This window comes from Brevundimonas sp. FV2ps16 (genome assembly GCF_058681075.1).
In genome coordinates this window covers 1,180,842-1,195,671 of record NZ_CM178728.1, presented here as the reverse complement: position 1 = coordinate 1,195,671, position 14,830 = coordinate 1,180,842, and the positions used below count along the sequence as shown (strand labels likewise).

At 64.9% G+C, this 14,830-nt stretch carries 18 protein-coding genes; 6 read left to right on the top strand and 12 right to left on the bottom strand.

The window, feature by feature from the left end; genetic code table 11:
• Positions 1 to 720 precede the first annotated feature (720 nt).
• On the top strand, positions 721 to 1,797 hold the full coding sequence (locus ACW170_RS05690; protein ID WP_492088696.1) for a hypothetical protein: 1,077 nt from the start codon (positions 721 to 723) through the stop codon (positions 1,795 to 1,797).
• Positions 1,798 to 2,200: 403 nt separating this feature from the next.
• On the opposite strand, the gene ACW170_RS05685 is transcribed toward ACW170_RS05690, so the two are convergent.
• Together ACW170_RS05685 and ACW170_RS05680 are read right to left on the bottom strand one after the other, a co-directional pair.
• Entirely contained in the window at positions 2,201 to 2,944 is a 744-nt protein-coding gene (locus ACW170_RS05685; RefSeq protein WP_492088695.1) for a Crp/Fnr family transcriptional regulator, read from the bottom strand.
• 148 nt (positions 2,945 to 3,092) lie between these two features.
• Positions 3,093 to 3,308, bottom strand: a complete 216-nt coding sequence (locus tag ACW170_RS05680) for a hypothetical protein (RefSeq protein WP_492088694.1) — start codon at positions 3,306 to 3,308, stop codon at positions 3,093 to 3,095.
• 488 nt (positions 3,309 to 3,796) lie between these two features.
• Between ACW170_RS05680 and ACW170_RS05675 the strand changes: the two genes are divergently transcribed.
• On the top strand, positions 3,797 to 4,027 hold the full coding sequence (locus ACW170_RS05675; protein ID WP_492088693.1) for a DUF6894 family protein: 231 nt from the start codon (positions 3,797 to 3,799) through the stop codon (positions 4,025 to 4,027).
• Between the two features lie 53 nt (positions 4,028 to 4,080).
• On the opposite strand, the gene ACW170_RS05670 is transcribed toward ACW170_RS05675, so the two are convergent.
• The 6 genes from ACW170_RS05670 to ACW170_RS05645 all read right to left on the bottom strand — a co-directional run bounded on the left by ACW170_RS05670 (position 4,081) and on the right by ACW170_RS05645 (position 8,140).
• Entirely contained in the window at positions 4,081 to 4,464 is a 384-nt protein-coding gene (locus ACW170_RS05670) for a hypothetical protein (RefSeq protein WP_492088692.1), read from the bottom strand.
• A 108-nt stretch (positions 4,465 to 4,572) separates the two neighbouring features.
• A complete protein-coding gene (locus ACW170_RS05665) occupies positions 4,573 to 5,115 on the bottom strand; it encodes a hypothetical protein (protein ID WP_492088691.1) in 543 nt (180 codons plus the stop codon).
• A 92-nt stretch (positions 5,116 to 5,207) separates the two neighbouring features.
• Positions 5,208 to 5,666, bottom strand: coding sequence for a GNAT family N-acetyltransferase (locus tag ACW170_RS05660; protein WP_492088690.1), 459 nt, complete (start codon positions 5,664 to 5,666; stop codon positions 5,208 to 5,210).
• A gap of 4 nt (positions 5,667 to 5,670) precedes the next feature.
• Positions 5,671 to 6,888 (bottom strand): beta-ketoacyl-ACP synthase I, encoded by a 1,218-nt coding sequence (fabB, locus tag ACW170_RS05655; protein WP_492088689.1) that lies wholly within the window; start codon positions 6,886 to 6,888, stop codon positions 5,671 to 5,673.
• Between the two features lie 64 nt (positions 6,889 to 6,952).
• Positions 6,953 to 7,489: a 3-hydroxyacyl-[acyl-carrier-protein] dehydratase FabA gene (gene fabA, locus ACW170_RS05650; RefSeq protein WP_008263519.1), complete on the bottom strand. Its 537-nt coding sequence runs from the start codon at positions 7,487 to 7,489 to the stop codon at positions 6,953 to 6,955.
• 78 nt (positions 7,490 to 7,567) lie between these two features.
• Positions 7,568 to 8,140 (bottom strand): SH3 domain-containing protein, encoded by a 573-nt coding sequence (locus ACW170_RS05645; RefSeq protein WP_492088688.1) that lies wholly within the window; start codon positions 8,138 to 8,140, stop codon positions 7,568 to 7,570.
• 63 nt (positions 8,141 to 8,203) lie between these two features.
• Between ACW170_RS05645 and ACW170_RS05640 the strand changes: the two genes are divergently transcribed.
• A complete protein-coding gene (locus ACW170_RS05640; protein WP_267515156.1) occupies positions 8,204 to 9,190 on the top strand; it encodes a 2-hydroxyacid dehydrogenase in 987 nt (328 codons plus the stop codon).
• Here the strand turns inward: ACW170_RS05640 and ACW170_RS05635 are convergent.
• Entirely contained in the window at positions 9,187 to 10,392 is a 1,206-nt protein-coding gene (locus ACW170_RS05635) for a DUF6880 family protein (protein ID WP_492088687.1), read from the bottom strand. The genes ACW170_RS05640 and ACW170_RS05635 overlap by 4 nt on opposite strands.
• A 119-nt stretch (positions 10,393 to 10,511) precedes the next feature.
• On the opposite strand from ACW170_RS05635, the gene ACW170_RS05630 reads away from it, so the two are divergent.
• Positions 10,512 to 10,763, top strand: coding sequence for a hypothetical protein (locus ACW170_RS05630; protein ID WP_492088686.1), 252 nt, complete (start codon positions 10,512 to 10,514; stop codon positions 10,761 to 10,763).
• A gap of 6 nt (positions 10,764 to 10,769) precedes the next feature.
• Here ACW170_RS05630 and ACW170_RS05625 read toward each other — a convergent pair whose 3' ends face one another.
• The 3 genes from ACW170_RS05625 to ACW170_RS05615 form a co-directional block, all read right to left on the bottom strand.
• Positions 10,770 to 11,507, bottom strand: coding sequence for a HesA/MoeB/ThiF family protein (locus ACW170_RS05625; protein WP_492088685.1), 738 nt, complete (start codon positions 11,505 to 11,507; stop codon positions 10,770 to 10,772).
• Positions 11,508 to 11,561: 54 nt separating this feature from the next.
• On the bottom strand, positions 11,562 to 11,972 hold the full coding sequence (locus ACW170_RS05620) for a BLUF domain-containing protein (protein ID WP_492088684.1): 411 nt from the start codon (positions 11,970 to 11,972) through the stop codon (positions 11,562 to 11,564).
• Between the two features lie 79 nt (positions 11,973 to 12,051).
• Positions 12,052 to 12,399, bottom strand: a complete 348-nt coding sequence (locus tag ACW170_RS05615; RefSeq protein WP_492088683.1) for a BLUF domain-containing protein — start codon at positions 12,397 to 12,399, stop codon at positions 12,052 to 12,054.
• 197 nt (positions 12,400 to 12,596) lie between these two features.
• Between ACW170_RS05615 and hslV the strand changes: the two genes are divergently transcribed.
• Both hslV and hisS read left to right on the top strand, forming a co-directional pair.
• Complete coding sequence (gene hslV / locus ACW170_RS05610) at positions 12,597 to 13,151, top strand: ATP-dependent protease subunit HslV (RefSeq protein ID WP_492088682.1); 555 nt, start codon at positions 12,597 to 12,599, stop codon at positions 13,149 to 13,151.
• Between the two features lie 47 nt (positions 13,152 to 13,198).
• Complete coding sequence (hisS, locus tag ACW170_RS05605; protein WP_492088681.1) at positions 13,199 to 14,689, top strand: histidine--tRNA ligase; 1,491 nt, start codon at positions 13,199 to 13,201, stop codon at positions 14,687 to 14,689.
• The last annotated feature ends 141 nt before the right edge of the window (positions 14,690 to 14,830 follow it).

The following is a 14,830-nucleotide window of genomic DNA, read 5'->3' as shown; positions in this document are numbered from 1 at the left end:
TATCGACGGACGGGAGTATAGGCCCGCTGGAAGGCATGGTGGGTTGGAGGCCGAATCTTTCAGTCAGGCGGTTGTTTTGCCGACGGAATATTTTCGGAATTAGGATGGCTGGTTCCCAAGCGGACCTACCCGACGGCTGCTAGGGGTGGGGAGTGGACGTTCAGCCTTTCACCCGGAAGGGGTGGTCTGGATTATCGCGGATAAAACCCTCTACCTCCTTCAGCCGTTCTGGATAGGGCACCGCCTCCCTCCAGCCTTCATGGTTGATGAAGCGATACCCGGCACTCCACAACGAGCTAACCTTATTCCACTGCTCCTTGTCGGTCTTCCTCGGCGCTTTGAAAGCGCGACCCATCCAGTGCAACGGATCTCCACATTCCGGGCACTTTGCGTTGGAGCGCTCAGCGAGCTTCCAAGACTTGCGGCACGCAAAGCAAGCATGGGGCCAGTGGCACGGGGCAGACATAGGACGAGTATGTCGGCCGTAGAGAATGTCGGCAACGGGTCGATTTGCGAAATTTGCCTCCAGCCCGAAAGCAGACCTCCACGCCCGTCGAAATACTGAGTCCCCCAAAGCGGACGTCGGGCATGTCTGAGAGGGGTGGGAAGGAGACATTGACATCGCGCCGTTCGCAGGTCCCATCGACCCAGGTGGACCGGCGACTTCGGAGCAATCGACTGGGGCGAGACGCCTCCACTATCTCATGCGAGAGTTAGACCATGCGCTTCCTGACCCTCTTCCTGTTGATGCTGCTCGGTACGGCCGCACCGGCCACGGCTCAGATAGAGCGAACGCCAGACGTGGAAACGCCGAATTCGTGGCAGGGCGGGAATTGGCGTGATCCGGATTTGGGGCGAGCGATTATCGAGGGCTATGCCGATGCCGCCTCTCTGTGGTTGCGAGGCGAGTCTGGAAAAGTCGTGCGGTTCAATCGGACCGATGGGACGCGAACGGTCGTTGCCGAAAGCGTCGTGGACCTAATGCCGGACGGGACGCGCCTCTGGGTTCTGGTGTCGAGTGCCGGTTATGAAGTCGAAATCCGCAATCTGCGCTCTGATCAGTCCGAGCCTCTCCGCTTCTACGCCCGAGAAACGCCGGCGATCAGTCTGTTCGCGACCGGCCAGGACCGCCCGGGCGTGCTCACCGGCACGGCGGCCTATCGCCCCGCCGAGCGCGGTTGGGACCGCAGGGAACTGGCGGCGACAATCGCCGCTGGCGAGGTCGTCTCCGATGAACAAACTTCGCTTTACGTCGGCCTCAATCGCGGAGAATTCGGCGGCGGCCTGAGGCGCGTCGATCTTGACACCGGCACGATTTCCATCGTGTCAGACAAGGGCGATGGGCTGTGCGAAGGAGCGCTCAATCCGGCCTGTCAGCCGGTTGTCGGCTTGTTTCCCGCGCCAGACCGGCCGGGATGTGTGATCGTTGGAACCGGCCTATCCCACCTCGGCTTAAGCATGGGACATGTCTATCGAGTTTGCCGAGACGGCATTTCCCGCGAATTCGACACGCCGACGCCGGCGCTCCCTGATCAGTGGATGATGATGCCGTCGCCCTGGCCGCTCGAAGATCTGATGCCGATCCGAGACGGTTGGGTTGCGACGAGTCGCGGCCGCTACTTCCGCAGTCGCGCCGGTCGGGTTCAGGAGTTAACGCCCGCGCCTTTTCGTGAATGGTCCGGCCTGAGAATCAGCGACGAACAAGAAGGAGTCTTGTTCGTGATTGGGTCATGCTGCTGGGGTGCTGCGGATAAGCCCACTCTGTTCCGTGCTCTGCCCATCCCAGTCCTGGACTGACTACGCAGGCAGCGAGCACGCCCGTAGTATCCCACGCCCGCCTCTAAATCGAAGTGTCACACGCCTAGAAGCCGATGTTTCGAAGGTCCGCAACGGGTCGGACCACGAAATTGGCATCAGGCCCGGAACCGGACATCCGCCCCAAGCCCCGAAAGCAAGCCTCCCGAACCGCCGTTTAGGGTGGGAAACGGACATCGGCAAAAGGTCGACCTGGATTGACACCAAACAGCTGCGGCCTCCGTGCTACTGACCTGAATGGACGACTATTCAGAGCCCTGCGTCGTAGAAGCTGTCGAAGGCAGCGTCGTCATCACCGGACCCGTCCCATTTCGGGAGCCTGCACCCCCGACGCTGCGGAGGCCAGTGCGCAACGGCTACTGGCTGCGGCCAAGGACGATCGAACCTATGTCGCTGCAAAATCCCGGCCCGCAATAGGGTAGTTCGAGAAGGGGCGGATCGGCGCTCCGTCGATCTCTTCCTCAATCTCGCGGATCGTCCGATAGCACTCACACGCCTGCTCTTCCAAAGCGGGCCGGTCGAAGATGGTGACGTTTCCGCGCGTGTAGCGGATTAACCCCCGCTTCTTGAGGGCAGCCGCCGCCGCATTCACGGTCGTCCGTTGGGTGCCCAACATGAAGGCCATATATTCCTGGGTAAGCGGGAAACTCAGCGTACCCGTTCTGTCGGCAGTGGCCAGAAGCCAACGGGCCATGCGGCTGGGCAGGAGGTGATGGGCAAGGCAGGCCGCGCTCTGCTGTGACTGAAGATGCACGAGCAGCAGGCCTCTCATCATCAGCGTAAGGAGTTTCGGACTGGCCAACATGCGGTCTTTAAGAGCCTTCGCATCCATGGCGATTGCGCTTCCACCGATCTGGGCGAAGGAGCGGGTCAACTGAAGGGTGTCGGTCATCACAGCCATCAGGCCGACCACGCCCTCAAAGCCGACGGTGTCCGTTTCGAGCATCCGCCCGTCAGACAGAATGACCACCTCCGAGATAACCGCAGAGCTAGGAAAATAGAGGGTGCTGACGATTGTCCCCGCCTGAACGATCGTCTCGTCCTTTCCCAGCGACACCTCCCGCATGCCTGAGGCAACCGCAGAGAGATCGTCTTCTGAAAAGCGAGAAAGAAGGCGGTTCCGGAACATCACTCTGCACGATCGATCTGGCACAAGCGCCACAAGACATAGTCTTGCCTGATATGATCGCGGATCACGTCATGAAATCGCACTGGCGTGTAAATGAGATTATTAAGTCATCATCCAACAAAATCTGTTGGAAACTGACGCATGATTTTCAGAACGGCAGGATTATTGCCCGTTCATAGCCGGTGTTCCCGTCAGTGACTGGCAGGACCACGAACTCATCGGGAACCTGATTGAGCAGGTCACGAACCAACTGCGTGAACTCCTCATGGTGATGAGGCTCAGCTACGAGGACAAAGCCCTCTCCTGCTCTTTCGACCGCAAAAACGGGTGAGCCAACCTTTAGAAGATCCAGCATGCGAGCCATGCGGGATTAATGAACGCGGATCAGCGGTTCGTCAGTCCAACACCTGACTTAGTGTGGTTCCAAGGGAGCGGACCAAGTCAGAGCCGTTTGCGAGCGCGGTCTGCCGCATCCAGCAGTCGCATCGCGGATATCTCTGCAGCGTCCGCCGTGAACGTCATCGCCGTCTCGGGCGGATCAATCATTTCCACCGAGCCGTCCACTACCTTAGGATCAAGTGGGACGGTCGGGTCATTCCGCGCCGCAATTTTCTGGGCCAGCACATACTAACATCGGCGCGAATGTCGGGTTCCCGACGTAGCTGGGTCGCAGTGCAAAGGTCACGATTGCCCGTAGCCCGGTACCCACGCCCAGCAATGTCAACAATGGGTCGGGTCTGGTCCTAAGCATCAGGTCGAAAAGCGAACCTTCGCGTGAGGTTCACGCCCGCCCATTTCGGAGGTCGGCTGGATGATATAGGAACATTTGGGCGGTCCGGCGGTTTTCGGAAAATGCCCCGCTATTTCTTCGACACGCTAGACGGTCAGAAGGTCATCGATGACGAAGGCGATATACTTCCCGACGATGATGCGGCCAAACTCGCCGGAGCAGAGATCGCTTCCCAGTTGACGCCCAGCCGCGTCAAACACATCTGGGCTGGCGAGCAGTTCAAGGTTGTTATCCGAAACGAACAGAAGCTCGTAGTCGGATACGTAGTCGTCATGGCCGTCTCGCCGCTCTAGGGCAGTCCAGTCCCTACAAAGAATGTCCGCTATGGGTCGGAAGCGGACCTGGGTTATATAGAGCGCAGCATGTTTTGGGGGACATCTACAGCAACTCCATCGTCGAACTCGACCGTGTAGACGTTCCCGATCGGGAACTCCGCGAGATAGGTGCCAGACCGCTCAAACTGCCGGGAAATCCCAACGACGGAGGCAATGGCCCCAGGGCGTCCCAAGGTGGCGGCAAGCTCGGTAACGACCACGGTGTCATCCCAAGTAAATGTCGGCTCGCCTCCCGTGCAGCTTGCAATTCGGCCATCGATCATTCGCAACTCATCACGCAAATCCGCAATGTCGTCGGCAGTCGCGGACACGACGCCGGAGGTGAAGTCTTTCAGCAAGTGGCACAGGTGAGCGCGGTCAGCGATGAGATCGGAGAGGGCTGATCGTTCGTCCATGAGGAGCAGTCTGTCGCCTTCTGTACTCACCAGCAATAGCTTGAAACGTCCGCTTTGGGTCGATTGGCGAAGTTCACCTTCCGGTGGAAAAAGACGTTGAAGGGATCGTCACCGATCGCGGCCCGCAAGCGTGCTTGTGCAATCGGCCCATTGCTGGGCCTGTTCATCGCTTAACGTCACCGGGAAGGTTGTCGGCATCGACCCGCCCTGCATCGTGTAGGCGACATCGAGGCGACCTTCATCCGACAGGCGAAGCATAGCCTTCATGGTCTCTTCGCCCGAAAGGTCGAAAACAAGGAGCCGGAAGTTAGGGTCCTCGGCCTCAATATTCGCCTGTTGCTCCGACAGGTTCGTCCGGTAGCCATTGACGACGTAGGCGTTAGCCGGAGGACGCCAGCCGCCATTCTCTACAGCGAGGACGCCGAGCTTCATTCCAATGAACACCCGGCTCTGATCCGGCCAGTTGTAGAAGGTGAAGCTGCCCGACACCGCGACCGGCTGACCTCGAAAATACGCCGTGTCCACGACGTAGACATCGAAGCTGGCCTCACAAGCGAAGTGCACGCCGTCCTTGAACTTCGGACTGACGACGACAGACTCGGTGTGAACCTGAGACTGTAGCGCGAGGATCGCGAGGGCGGTCGCCAGCATGGTTGTTCCTGTCAGTGCGGATGTATGGCCGCTTCGCCTTTAAACTCTTCGATCTGCCCGCACTGGAGAAGGTAGTTTCCGCAGGGCGACCGTTACAAATCCAGATGCAGGAACTGGCTGAACTCATTCGCCTCGTATCCGGCGAAAGGTCCGCCGTCCACGAACCCGCGACGGCGGTACATCGCCAAGGCCGGTTCGAAGGCGTCGCCGCGGCCGGTCTCCAGGCTCAGCCGTTTCACGCCTGCGGCCCGTGCGGCGGCGATGATCTGTTCCAGCAGCACCGCCGCCACGCCGCGCCGCAGATGGTCGGGGTGGGTGCGCATCGACTTCACCTCGGCCTGGTCGGCGTCGATCAGTTTCAGGGCGCCAATGCCGGTCAGGGCCGCGCCGTCCCAGGCGCTCCAGACCGTGACGTTCGGCTGAAGCAGGCCGGTCAGGTCCAGGGCGTGGACGTGGCAGGCGGGCGAGGAGGCGTGCATGCCCGACAGGTGGAAGGCCAGCAGGGCGCGAACCGCATCCCCGCTCAGATCATCCACCCGCAGGGCGAACATGGGCTCAGACCTTGGACAGGATCAGCGTGCCGTTGGTGCCGCCGAAGCCGAAGCTGTTGGACATGACGTGGGTCAGTTCGCCCTCGTGGCGTTGACGCAGGATGGGCATGCCCTCGAAGGCCGGATCCAGGGTCTCGATATGGGCGCTCTCGGCGGCGAACCCGTTCTGCATCATCAGCAGGCAGTAGATGGCCTCTTGAGCGCCCGCCGCGCCGAGCGAGTGGCCCGTCAGCGACTTGGTCGAGGAGATCATCGGCATCTGGTCGCCGAAGACGGCGCGCACGGCCTCCATTTCCTTGGAGTCGCCGACCGGGGTCGAGGTGCCGTGCGGGTTCAGATAGTCGATCTTCGGATTGCCCGCCTGTTCCAGCGCGATCTTCATACAGCGCTGGGCGCCCTCGCCCGAGGGGGCGACCATGTCATAGCCGTCGGAGTTGGCGCCGTATCCGGTGACTTCGGCATAGATGGTCGCGCCGCGCGCCTTGGCCCGCTCGTATTCCTCCAGCACCACGATGCCGGCGCCGCCGGCGATGACGAAGCCGTCGCGGTTGGCGTCATAGGCGCGCGAGGCGACCGAGGGGGTTGCGTTGAAGTCCGACGACATGGCGCCCATGGCGTCGAACATGTTGGACATGGACCAGTCGATGTCCTCGCAGCCGCCGGCGAAGACCACGTCCTGCTTGCCCCACTGGATCTGTTCGACCCCGGCGCCGATGCAATGGGCGCTGGTCGCGCAGGCCGAGCTGATCGAATAGTTGACGCCGCGCATCTGGAACCAGGTCGACAGCACCGCCGACGGGCCGGACGCCATGGCTTTCGGCACCGCGAACGGGCCGATGCGCTTGGGCGACTTCTTCTCGATGGTGGTGGCCGCCGCCTGCAGGATCACCTGGGTCGAGGGGCCGCCCTCACCGACGATCAGGCCGATACGGTCGTCCTTGATCTCATCGGCCGTCATGCCCGACGACTTCAGCGCCTCTTCGAAGGCGATGTGCGCCCAGGCCGTGCCGTTGGCCAGGAAGCGGGCGGCGCGGCGGTCGACCAGTTCCTCCCACGGGCCGATCTTGGGCGGGGCCCAGACCTGGCTGCGGAAGCCGTATTTGGCGTGATCGGGCGCATGGACGACGCCCGAACGGGCTTCGCGCAGGGACTGGGTCACCTCTTCGGCGCCATGGCCGATGGAAGAGACGATGCCCAGGCCGGTGACGACGACACGACGCATGGTGTTTCCTTCTTTAGCTTCTCGACCCGGGGGTCTTCCGCGCTGTCCGCGGTTATATAGGGGTTTAGGCGCCCGCCTGCTCGTCCTTGGCGGCGCCAAAGAGTCCTACCCGCATGTCGTTGCAGGTGTAGATGACCTCGCCGTCGGCCTCCAGCACGCCATCGGCGATGCCCATCACCAGTTTGCGATTGATGACCCGCTTCAGGTTGATCTTGTAGACCACCTTCTTGATGTCCGGCGTCACCTGACCGGTGAACTTGACCTCGCCGACGCCCAGGGCGCGGCCGCGGCCGGGGCCGCCGATCCAGCCCAGATAGAAGCCGACCAGCTGCCACATGGCGTCCAGGCCCAGGCAGCCGGGCATGACGGGGTCGCCGATGAAGTGGCACTGGAAGAACCAGAGCTCGGGATTGATGTCGAGTTCCGCCTCGACATAACCCTTGCCGTGGGCGCCGCCGTCGGCCGAGATCTGGGTGATCCGGTCGAACATCAGCATCGGCGGGGCGGGCAGCTGGGCATTGCCGGGACCGAACAGTTCGCCGCGCCCGGAGGCCAGAAGGGCCTCGTGGTCGAAGGACGAGGGGTATTGGGACTGGGTCAAGGCGGTTCCGTCTGGTCTGCTGTTGCGTGCGGGTTACACGACCGGGCCGCTTCGCTCAACACCGAGGCTTATGAGGCGTCAGTCCCGCCCGGTCCCGGCGGGGCGATTGGCGTTGCACAGGGCCCTCTGCTGGGTTCCGAACACCGCCCGTTCCTGGATCCAGCCGCGCAGGCGACGCGCCCGCACCCGGCACCAGCCCTCTTCGCAGTCTTCCAGCGACACCAGCGAGCGGGGCGACAGGCGCGCCCGCACGGCCGAGGCCTGGGACTTGCCGGCGTGGATCATCACCTCTTCGGGCGAGGTGTTCAGCACATAGCGACGGCCCGAGGACACGGTGCGGTGAATCCAGGCGACGGCGCCGTCCGAGTCGCAGACCTTGCGCCATTCCGTCGTCTCCGCGATCACCTGGACCGGCAGACCGGCGGCGTGGTATTCCCACAGGATCGGATAATCCAGGCCCGGCCCTTGGCGGGCGCGGACGTGCGAGGACTTCAGCGAGATCCAGCGCGGCACCTCCAGCCCCGACGGCGTGGGCCGCCCATCGGGCATGGTCGCGCCCGCGCCGGCCATGAGGCCCACGCCCAGAACGGCGAGGGCGACGGCGATGCGGCGTCGCAGGCTTTGGAAGATGGCGGCGGCTTTGCTAGACACTGAGGAAACGACCCGTCGTGCGGGCTTCGATCCTGAACCGTCGCCCGCTAACCAAGGCCCGCAATGTCCGTTCGCAAGCTTAAGGTCGTATTAACCAGACGGCTGCCCGACGCGGTCGAAACCCGGATGCGCGAGCTTTTCGACGCCGAGCTGAACCTGAAGGATCAGCCGATGGATCGGGCGGCGCTTGTGGCGGCGGTTCAGCGGGCCGAGGTTCTGGTGCCGACCATCACCGACGTCATCGACGCCGACCTGATCAATGGGGCCGGCGACCAGCTGAAGATGATCGCCAACTTCGGCGCCGGGGTGGACCATATCGACATCGACGCGGCCGTGGCGCGCGGGATCATCGTCACCAACACCCCGGGCGTCCTGACCGAGGATACCGCCGACCTGGCCATGAGCCTGATCCTGGCCGTCAGCCGTCGTATCGTCGAGGGCGCCCAGGTGGTGGCCGAGGGCCGGTTCGAGGGCTGGACCCCGACCTGGATGTGCGGTCGCAAACTGTGGGGCAAGCGGCTGGGGATCGTCGGCATGGGCCGGATCGGCCAGGCCCTGGCCCGCCGCGCCAAGGCCTTCGGGCTTCAGGTCCATTATCACAACCGCAAACCCGTCTCGGCCCTGATCGAGGAAGAACTGGGCGCCACCTACTGGGACGATCTGGACCAGATGCTGGCGCGGATGGACGTGGTCTCGCTGAACTGCCCGGCGACCAAGGACACCCATCACCTGCTGTCGGCGGAACGGCTGGCGAAGCTTCAGCCCCACGCCATCTTGGTCAACACGGCCCGGGGCGAACTGATCGACGAGGCGGCCCTGTCTCAAGCCGTGGCGACACGGTCTTTGTCCGGCGTCGGCCTGGACGTGTTCGAGAACGAGCCGGCCATCCACCCCGGCCTGCTGGGCCAGCCCAATGTCGTGCTCCTGCCCCACCTTGGGTCGGCGACGCTGGAGGCGCGCCAGGACATGGGCGACCGGGTCATCGCCAATGTCATGACCTACCAGAACGGCCACCGGCCGCCGGACCGGGTCATTCCAGCCATGCTTTAAGGCGCGGCCAGCAGGCGTTCGGCGGCGTCGGGATATTTCTGCGCCAGCCGCGCGGCCCAATCGGCCTTCATCGGCAAATGGGTTCGGACCTGACCGATGCGGCGCTCGACCAGGGCGGCGGCCTCGCGGTGGGCGGGCCAGTCCATCAGAAAGCCCAGGGCGGTCTCGAAATCGGCATGGGCGGCGGCATGGGCCAGGGCGCGGTCCAGGGCCTCGACATCGTCGAAATCGGGCAGCCGGGCCAGATAGTCCCGTAACGCCGGCGCCGACAGGTCGCGTTCGAACAGGACCCAGCGCAGATCCTGGGCCTCGGCCTTGCGTCCCTCGGCGTCGAGCAGGTCGATGGAGGCCGCTTCCCAGGCAGGGGTCAGGGGCGGCGGGCCCGCAGCCGGCGACCGGCCGAAGGTGAAGCGCCGGTTCGCCGCCGACGGCTTTAACGCCGCCTCCAGGGCCTGTCGCGCCTCGGCGATCCGACCGGCGGCCAGCAACCGCCGCGCCGCCGCCGCCGCGAAGTCCGGCGATCCCTGTTCATCGGGCGTGACCAAGGACAGCCACAGATCCAGATCCTCGGCCCGGTCCGCCAGTCGCCGGATCGCCGTGCGCGCGCCGCGGACGCCCGAACTGGTGTCCAGCACGGCCAGCAGAGCCCGCGCCAGCTCCGGCGTCAGGGCCTCGACCGCCGCGCCGATCCAGCGGGCGTAGTCGAGCGGATGGCGTTCGATCGCGGCGGCCAGACGTTCCAGGGCGGCCTGATCGCTGGAAGCCGACTGGGCGACGGCCCAGAGGTCGCGAGCGGCCGCCTCGAAGGCCGCCGTCATCTCGCCGCGCGGATCCTTGACCCGCAAGGTCAGACCGCGAAACAGATCGAACCAGGCGATCAACCGGTCCAGCCCGGCGACGGGCGCCCTGGGCGCCAGATCTTCCACCACCGCACGGCGCAACATGTCGAGGTCGCGCAGCAGGTCCGGCCGTTTGCGCCACGACACCCGCGCCCGCGCCGACGCCAGGGCCGTCAGCCGCTTGTCCAGTTCCACCGTCAAAGGCTCGACCCCCGCCTCGGCCGCCAGCACCAGCCGCAGACGACGCTTCAGCAGGGCGTCGCCGTCCGCCGCCTGCATCAGCAGGTCGCCCAGCCGATCCGCCCCCAGGGACGCCAGGCTGGCGGCGTTCAGACGTTTGGGCGAGGCGGGACGTCGGGCCATCGGGTCTCCTTTTCACAAGTCTGTCGGACCGGACTCACACGGCTGTCGAAAACCACGGGCAGGGGAGGAACCGCCGCGAGCGAGCTTCGTTTCCGGCGACCTGTCTGAGGAAGCGTGCGTTGGACTCCTACTATTGTATCGTCAACCTGCCGGGCGTTCCGGTGCGTGACATCTGTGTTCTGGGCGCGGCCGACGACACGGCGGCGAATCAGGCTCTGGCCGAGCTCGCCCGGACCTGGGTCGGGTTCGAGACCCTGTACCTCTACTCCGGCGAACGACTGGTGACGGTGCTCAGCAATCCGGCCCTGGGCTTCGCCGCCCCCCTGCCGGACCTGGACCTGGCCGACGTGCGGTTCTCCACCGCGGCCTGAGCCGTCTCAGCCGCCGCAGACCGGGCAATCCGGATCGGCCGTCACCCGCACCGTCCGCGCCGCGCCCGCCAGGCCGTCATAGATCATCAGCCGCCCGGTAAGGCTGTCGCCCGCACCGACGATCAGCTTGATCGTCTCCAAGGCCGCCATCGACCCAACCACGCCCGCCAGGGCGCCGACCACGCCGACACGGGCGCAGGTCTCGGCGTCCGGCGGGATCTCGGGCACCAGGCACTGATAGCAGGGCCGGCCGGCGAACACCCCGACTTGGCCACTCCACCGCCCGAGCGCGCCCGACACCAGCGGCTTGGCGGCCGTCACGCAGGCGGCGTTGACCACCAGCCGGGTCTCGAAATCGTCGGTCCCGTCCAGCACGATGTCGAAGCCCGCCATCCGGTCCGCCGCGTTGGCGGGCGTCAGGCGTTCGGCGAAGGCCTGGATCGTCACATGAGGATTCAGCTGGCCCAGCCGCGCCGCGGCGGCCTTGACCTTGGGCTGGCCGGTCTCCGGCGTGGAAAAGAGGATCTGGCGCTGGAGATTCGACAGGCCCACGACGTCGTCGTCGATCAGACCCAGGGTCCCTACCCCCGCCCCCGCCAGATACAAGGCGGCCGGCGCCCCCACGCCCCCGACGCCGACGATCAGGACCCGCGCGCGTTTCAGCGCCTGCTGCCCCGGTCCGCCGATCTCGGACAGGACCAGATGCCGCGCGTAGCGTTCGACTTCGTCTTCGGAGAAAACCATGGCTCCATCTAACGACGCGGAGCCCTTCACGCGAGGCCCACGGATCGATGAAGCCTAGGCGTTGGCGGCCATCGCGCGGCTGGTGTCGACCAGGATGCGGTCGGCCTGATCCGGAACCGACGGATCGACCAGCGATCCCTTCAGCAACCGGCCCAGCGCCGGCGGCGCGTCGGCCTGAGCCATGGCCCAGTTGGGGAAGAGGCGTTCCGTAATTGGAATTTCAGCCAGTATCTGAATATTGGCGTGCCGCCGATCAGCCCGGAGCCGCCCCATCAATCGGTCCAGATCGACGCGGGCGCCCTCGATGGCCTGAAAAAACCGACCCTCATGTCGCATCAGCACGCCGGTCAGATGGTCCCTGCGGTTGTTCCGGTCGGAGGCGCCGATGATATCGATCAAGGGCAGAAGGCCTAGGCCGGCGTCGCCCACGGCGTCGCTGACATAGACGATACGGAACAAACTCATTGATTACTCATACGCTTTACGACCGAAGATCGATATTCACACCTAAAGCGGTCAGGTTAACGAAACACGCAGAAACGGGTTACGCGGCACAGTCCGACACCCGCAGCCTGTCGCACGACAACAGGCGTTCCAACCCCTCCGGCTGGACCTCTTCAAGCCGGAGCCCATGCAGATATTCCGCACCTTGTTCGGGCGACAGAGCATAAAGCTGAACCGGGTTGGTGAGACGGCGCTGAACGATAGGGCGATCCGCCAGAATCTGTAGATTGCGATGCCGAGGATCGGCGAAAAGCCGCTTCATCAACCGATCGACATCGGCGCGCATGCCTTCGAACAGGATCGCGGCCTGGCCTTCGTAAAACAGCATGGCGCTGCCGATGGCGTCCCGGCGATTGTTGTGCTCGGACGCACCGAGAATATCGACCACGCTCCCGGCGGAGCGTCCTACGCCCCCGACCGTTTCGCTCACAATAAGAACCCGATAGAGCAAATCTCTATCCCCAATTTCGCGCATGTATGGTGAATTTTCTTCCTTTACGCTGATAACTTAGGTCAAAATATGACACGGGTATCTGACATCGGGGCAGGCTTGATCCCGGAACGGCCTCACGCCATCTGGGCGTCATGACCCAATCCAACTTCCCCGAATGGCACGGCACCACCATCCTGGCGGTCCGCAAGAACGGTCGCACCGTCATCGCCGGCGACGGCCAGGTCTCGATGGGGCCGACCATCGTCAAGGGCGCGGCGCGCAAGGTGCGCACCCTGGCCGGCGGCAAGGTGCTGGCCGGTTTCGCCGGCGCCACCGCCGACGCCTTCACCCTGATCGAACGGCTGGAGGCCAAGCTGGAACAATATCCGGACCAGCTGGCGCGCGCCTGCGTCGACCTGGCCAAGGACTGGCGCACCGACCGCTATCTGCGTCGGCTGGAGGCCATGCTTCTGGTGGCGGACAAGTCGTCGATCTTCACCGTTACCGGGGTCGGCGACGTGCTGGAGCCCGAGCACGGGGTCGCCGCCGTCGGCTCAGGCGGCAACTACGCCCTTTCGGCAGCCCGCGCCCTGATCGAGGAAACCGACCTGGACGCCGAGGCCGTCGCCCGCAAGGCCATGAAGATCGCCGCCGAGATCTGCGTCTATACGAACGGCAACCTGACGGTGGAGACGCTGGAGGGGTGAGACGCCCCTGCGTTGCGAGCGGCGCCCCTTTGGCTTAAGGCCCCGCCATGACCGAAGACGCCCCGATCCGCCCCCTCGCCCGCAATCCGCGTGGCTTCGCCGACAAGCGCGGCCGCGACCTGACCGCCGAACGCCGCATCGTGGCGCGCGTGTCGGAGGTCTATGAGCGCTGGGGCTTCGAGCCGCTGGAGACGCCGGCCTTCGAATACGCCGACGCCCTGGGCAAATTCCTGCCTGACGCCGACCGGCCCAACGAGGGGGTGTTCGCGCTTCAGGACGATGCGGGTTCGGACGAGCCGGGCGAGTGGATGGCCCTGCGCTACGACCACACCGCTCCCCTGGCCCGGTTCGCGGCCCAGACCTGGGAGACCCTGCCCAAGCCCTTCCGTCGCTACGCCTATGGGCCGGTGTGGCGCAACGAGAAGCCGGGTCCCGGCCGGTTCCGCGAGTTCTGGCAGTGCGACGCCGACACCGTGGGCTCCGACCGGCCCGAGGCCGACGCCGAGATCATCGCCATGGCCTGCGAGGGCCTGGGCGCCGCCGGTCTGGACGCGGGCCAGGCCCAGATCCGCGTCTCGAACCGCAAACTGTTCGACGGTCTGTTTGACGCCGGCGGCGTGACCGAGGCCGGACAGCGACTGACCGCCCTTCGCGCCATCGACAAGTTCGACCGCCTGGGCTGGGAAGGCGTGGTCCAGTTGCTGGGCGAAGGACGGCTGGACGAGTCCGGCGACTATACCAAGGGGGCGAGCCTGCCGGCCAAGGTGACCGGCGCCATCGAGGCCTTCCTGGCCTCGGCCAACACCCCCGGCCTTTCACGGGCCAAGACGCTGGAGGCCGTCGCACGCTCGGGCGACCTGGGCGCGGCGGGCGAGGCGGCGCTGAACGAGTTGGCGGCCATCGACCGGGCGCTGGGCGCCATGAAGGTCGGCCAGGAGGCGGTGAAGTTCGATCCCACCATCGTGCGCGGGCTGGAATACTATACCGGCGCCGTGTTCGAGGCCGAGCTGCTGCTGGACACGGTGGACGACAAGGGGCGGCCGGTGCGGTTCGGCTCCATCGGCGGCGGCGGGCGCTATGACGACCTGGTGGCGCGCTTCACCGGCCAGAGCGTGCCGGCGACCGGCTTCTCCTTCGGCGTCTCGCGCCTGGCCTCGGCCCTGCGGGCGGCCGGGCGCGGCGGCGAGCATGCCGTGCGGGGGCCGGTGGTGGTCATCGTCTTTTCTGAGGACGACATGGGCCACTATCTGGCCGCAGTCGCCGAACTGCGCGCCGCCGGAATTGCGGCCGAACTCTATCTGGGCCGGGCGGGCATGAAGGCGCAGATGAAATACGCCGACCGGCGCGGGTCGCCCGCCGTCGTCATCCTGGGCGGGGACGAGATCGCGGCCGGCGAGGTCACCATCAAGGATCTGGACGCCGGCCGGGCCGCCGCCGCGGCCATTGCCGACAATGACGCCTGGAAGGCCGAGCGGCCGGGCCAGATGAAGATCGCCCGCGCGGATATGGTTTCCGCCATTCGAGCCATTATCGAATAAGCTTCGATAAATAAGTCTGTCTGGTAACAGTTATCGGCGATAAGTCGAAGAAAGTTCGATTCACCGTCACAAGCCCGTTGACGACCCCGGCCGGGTTGCGTCAAATGAACTCACTCGAGGGCAAGCGTTGCTCAAGCGCGC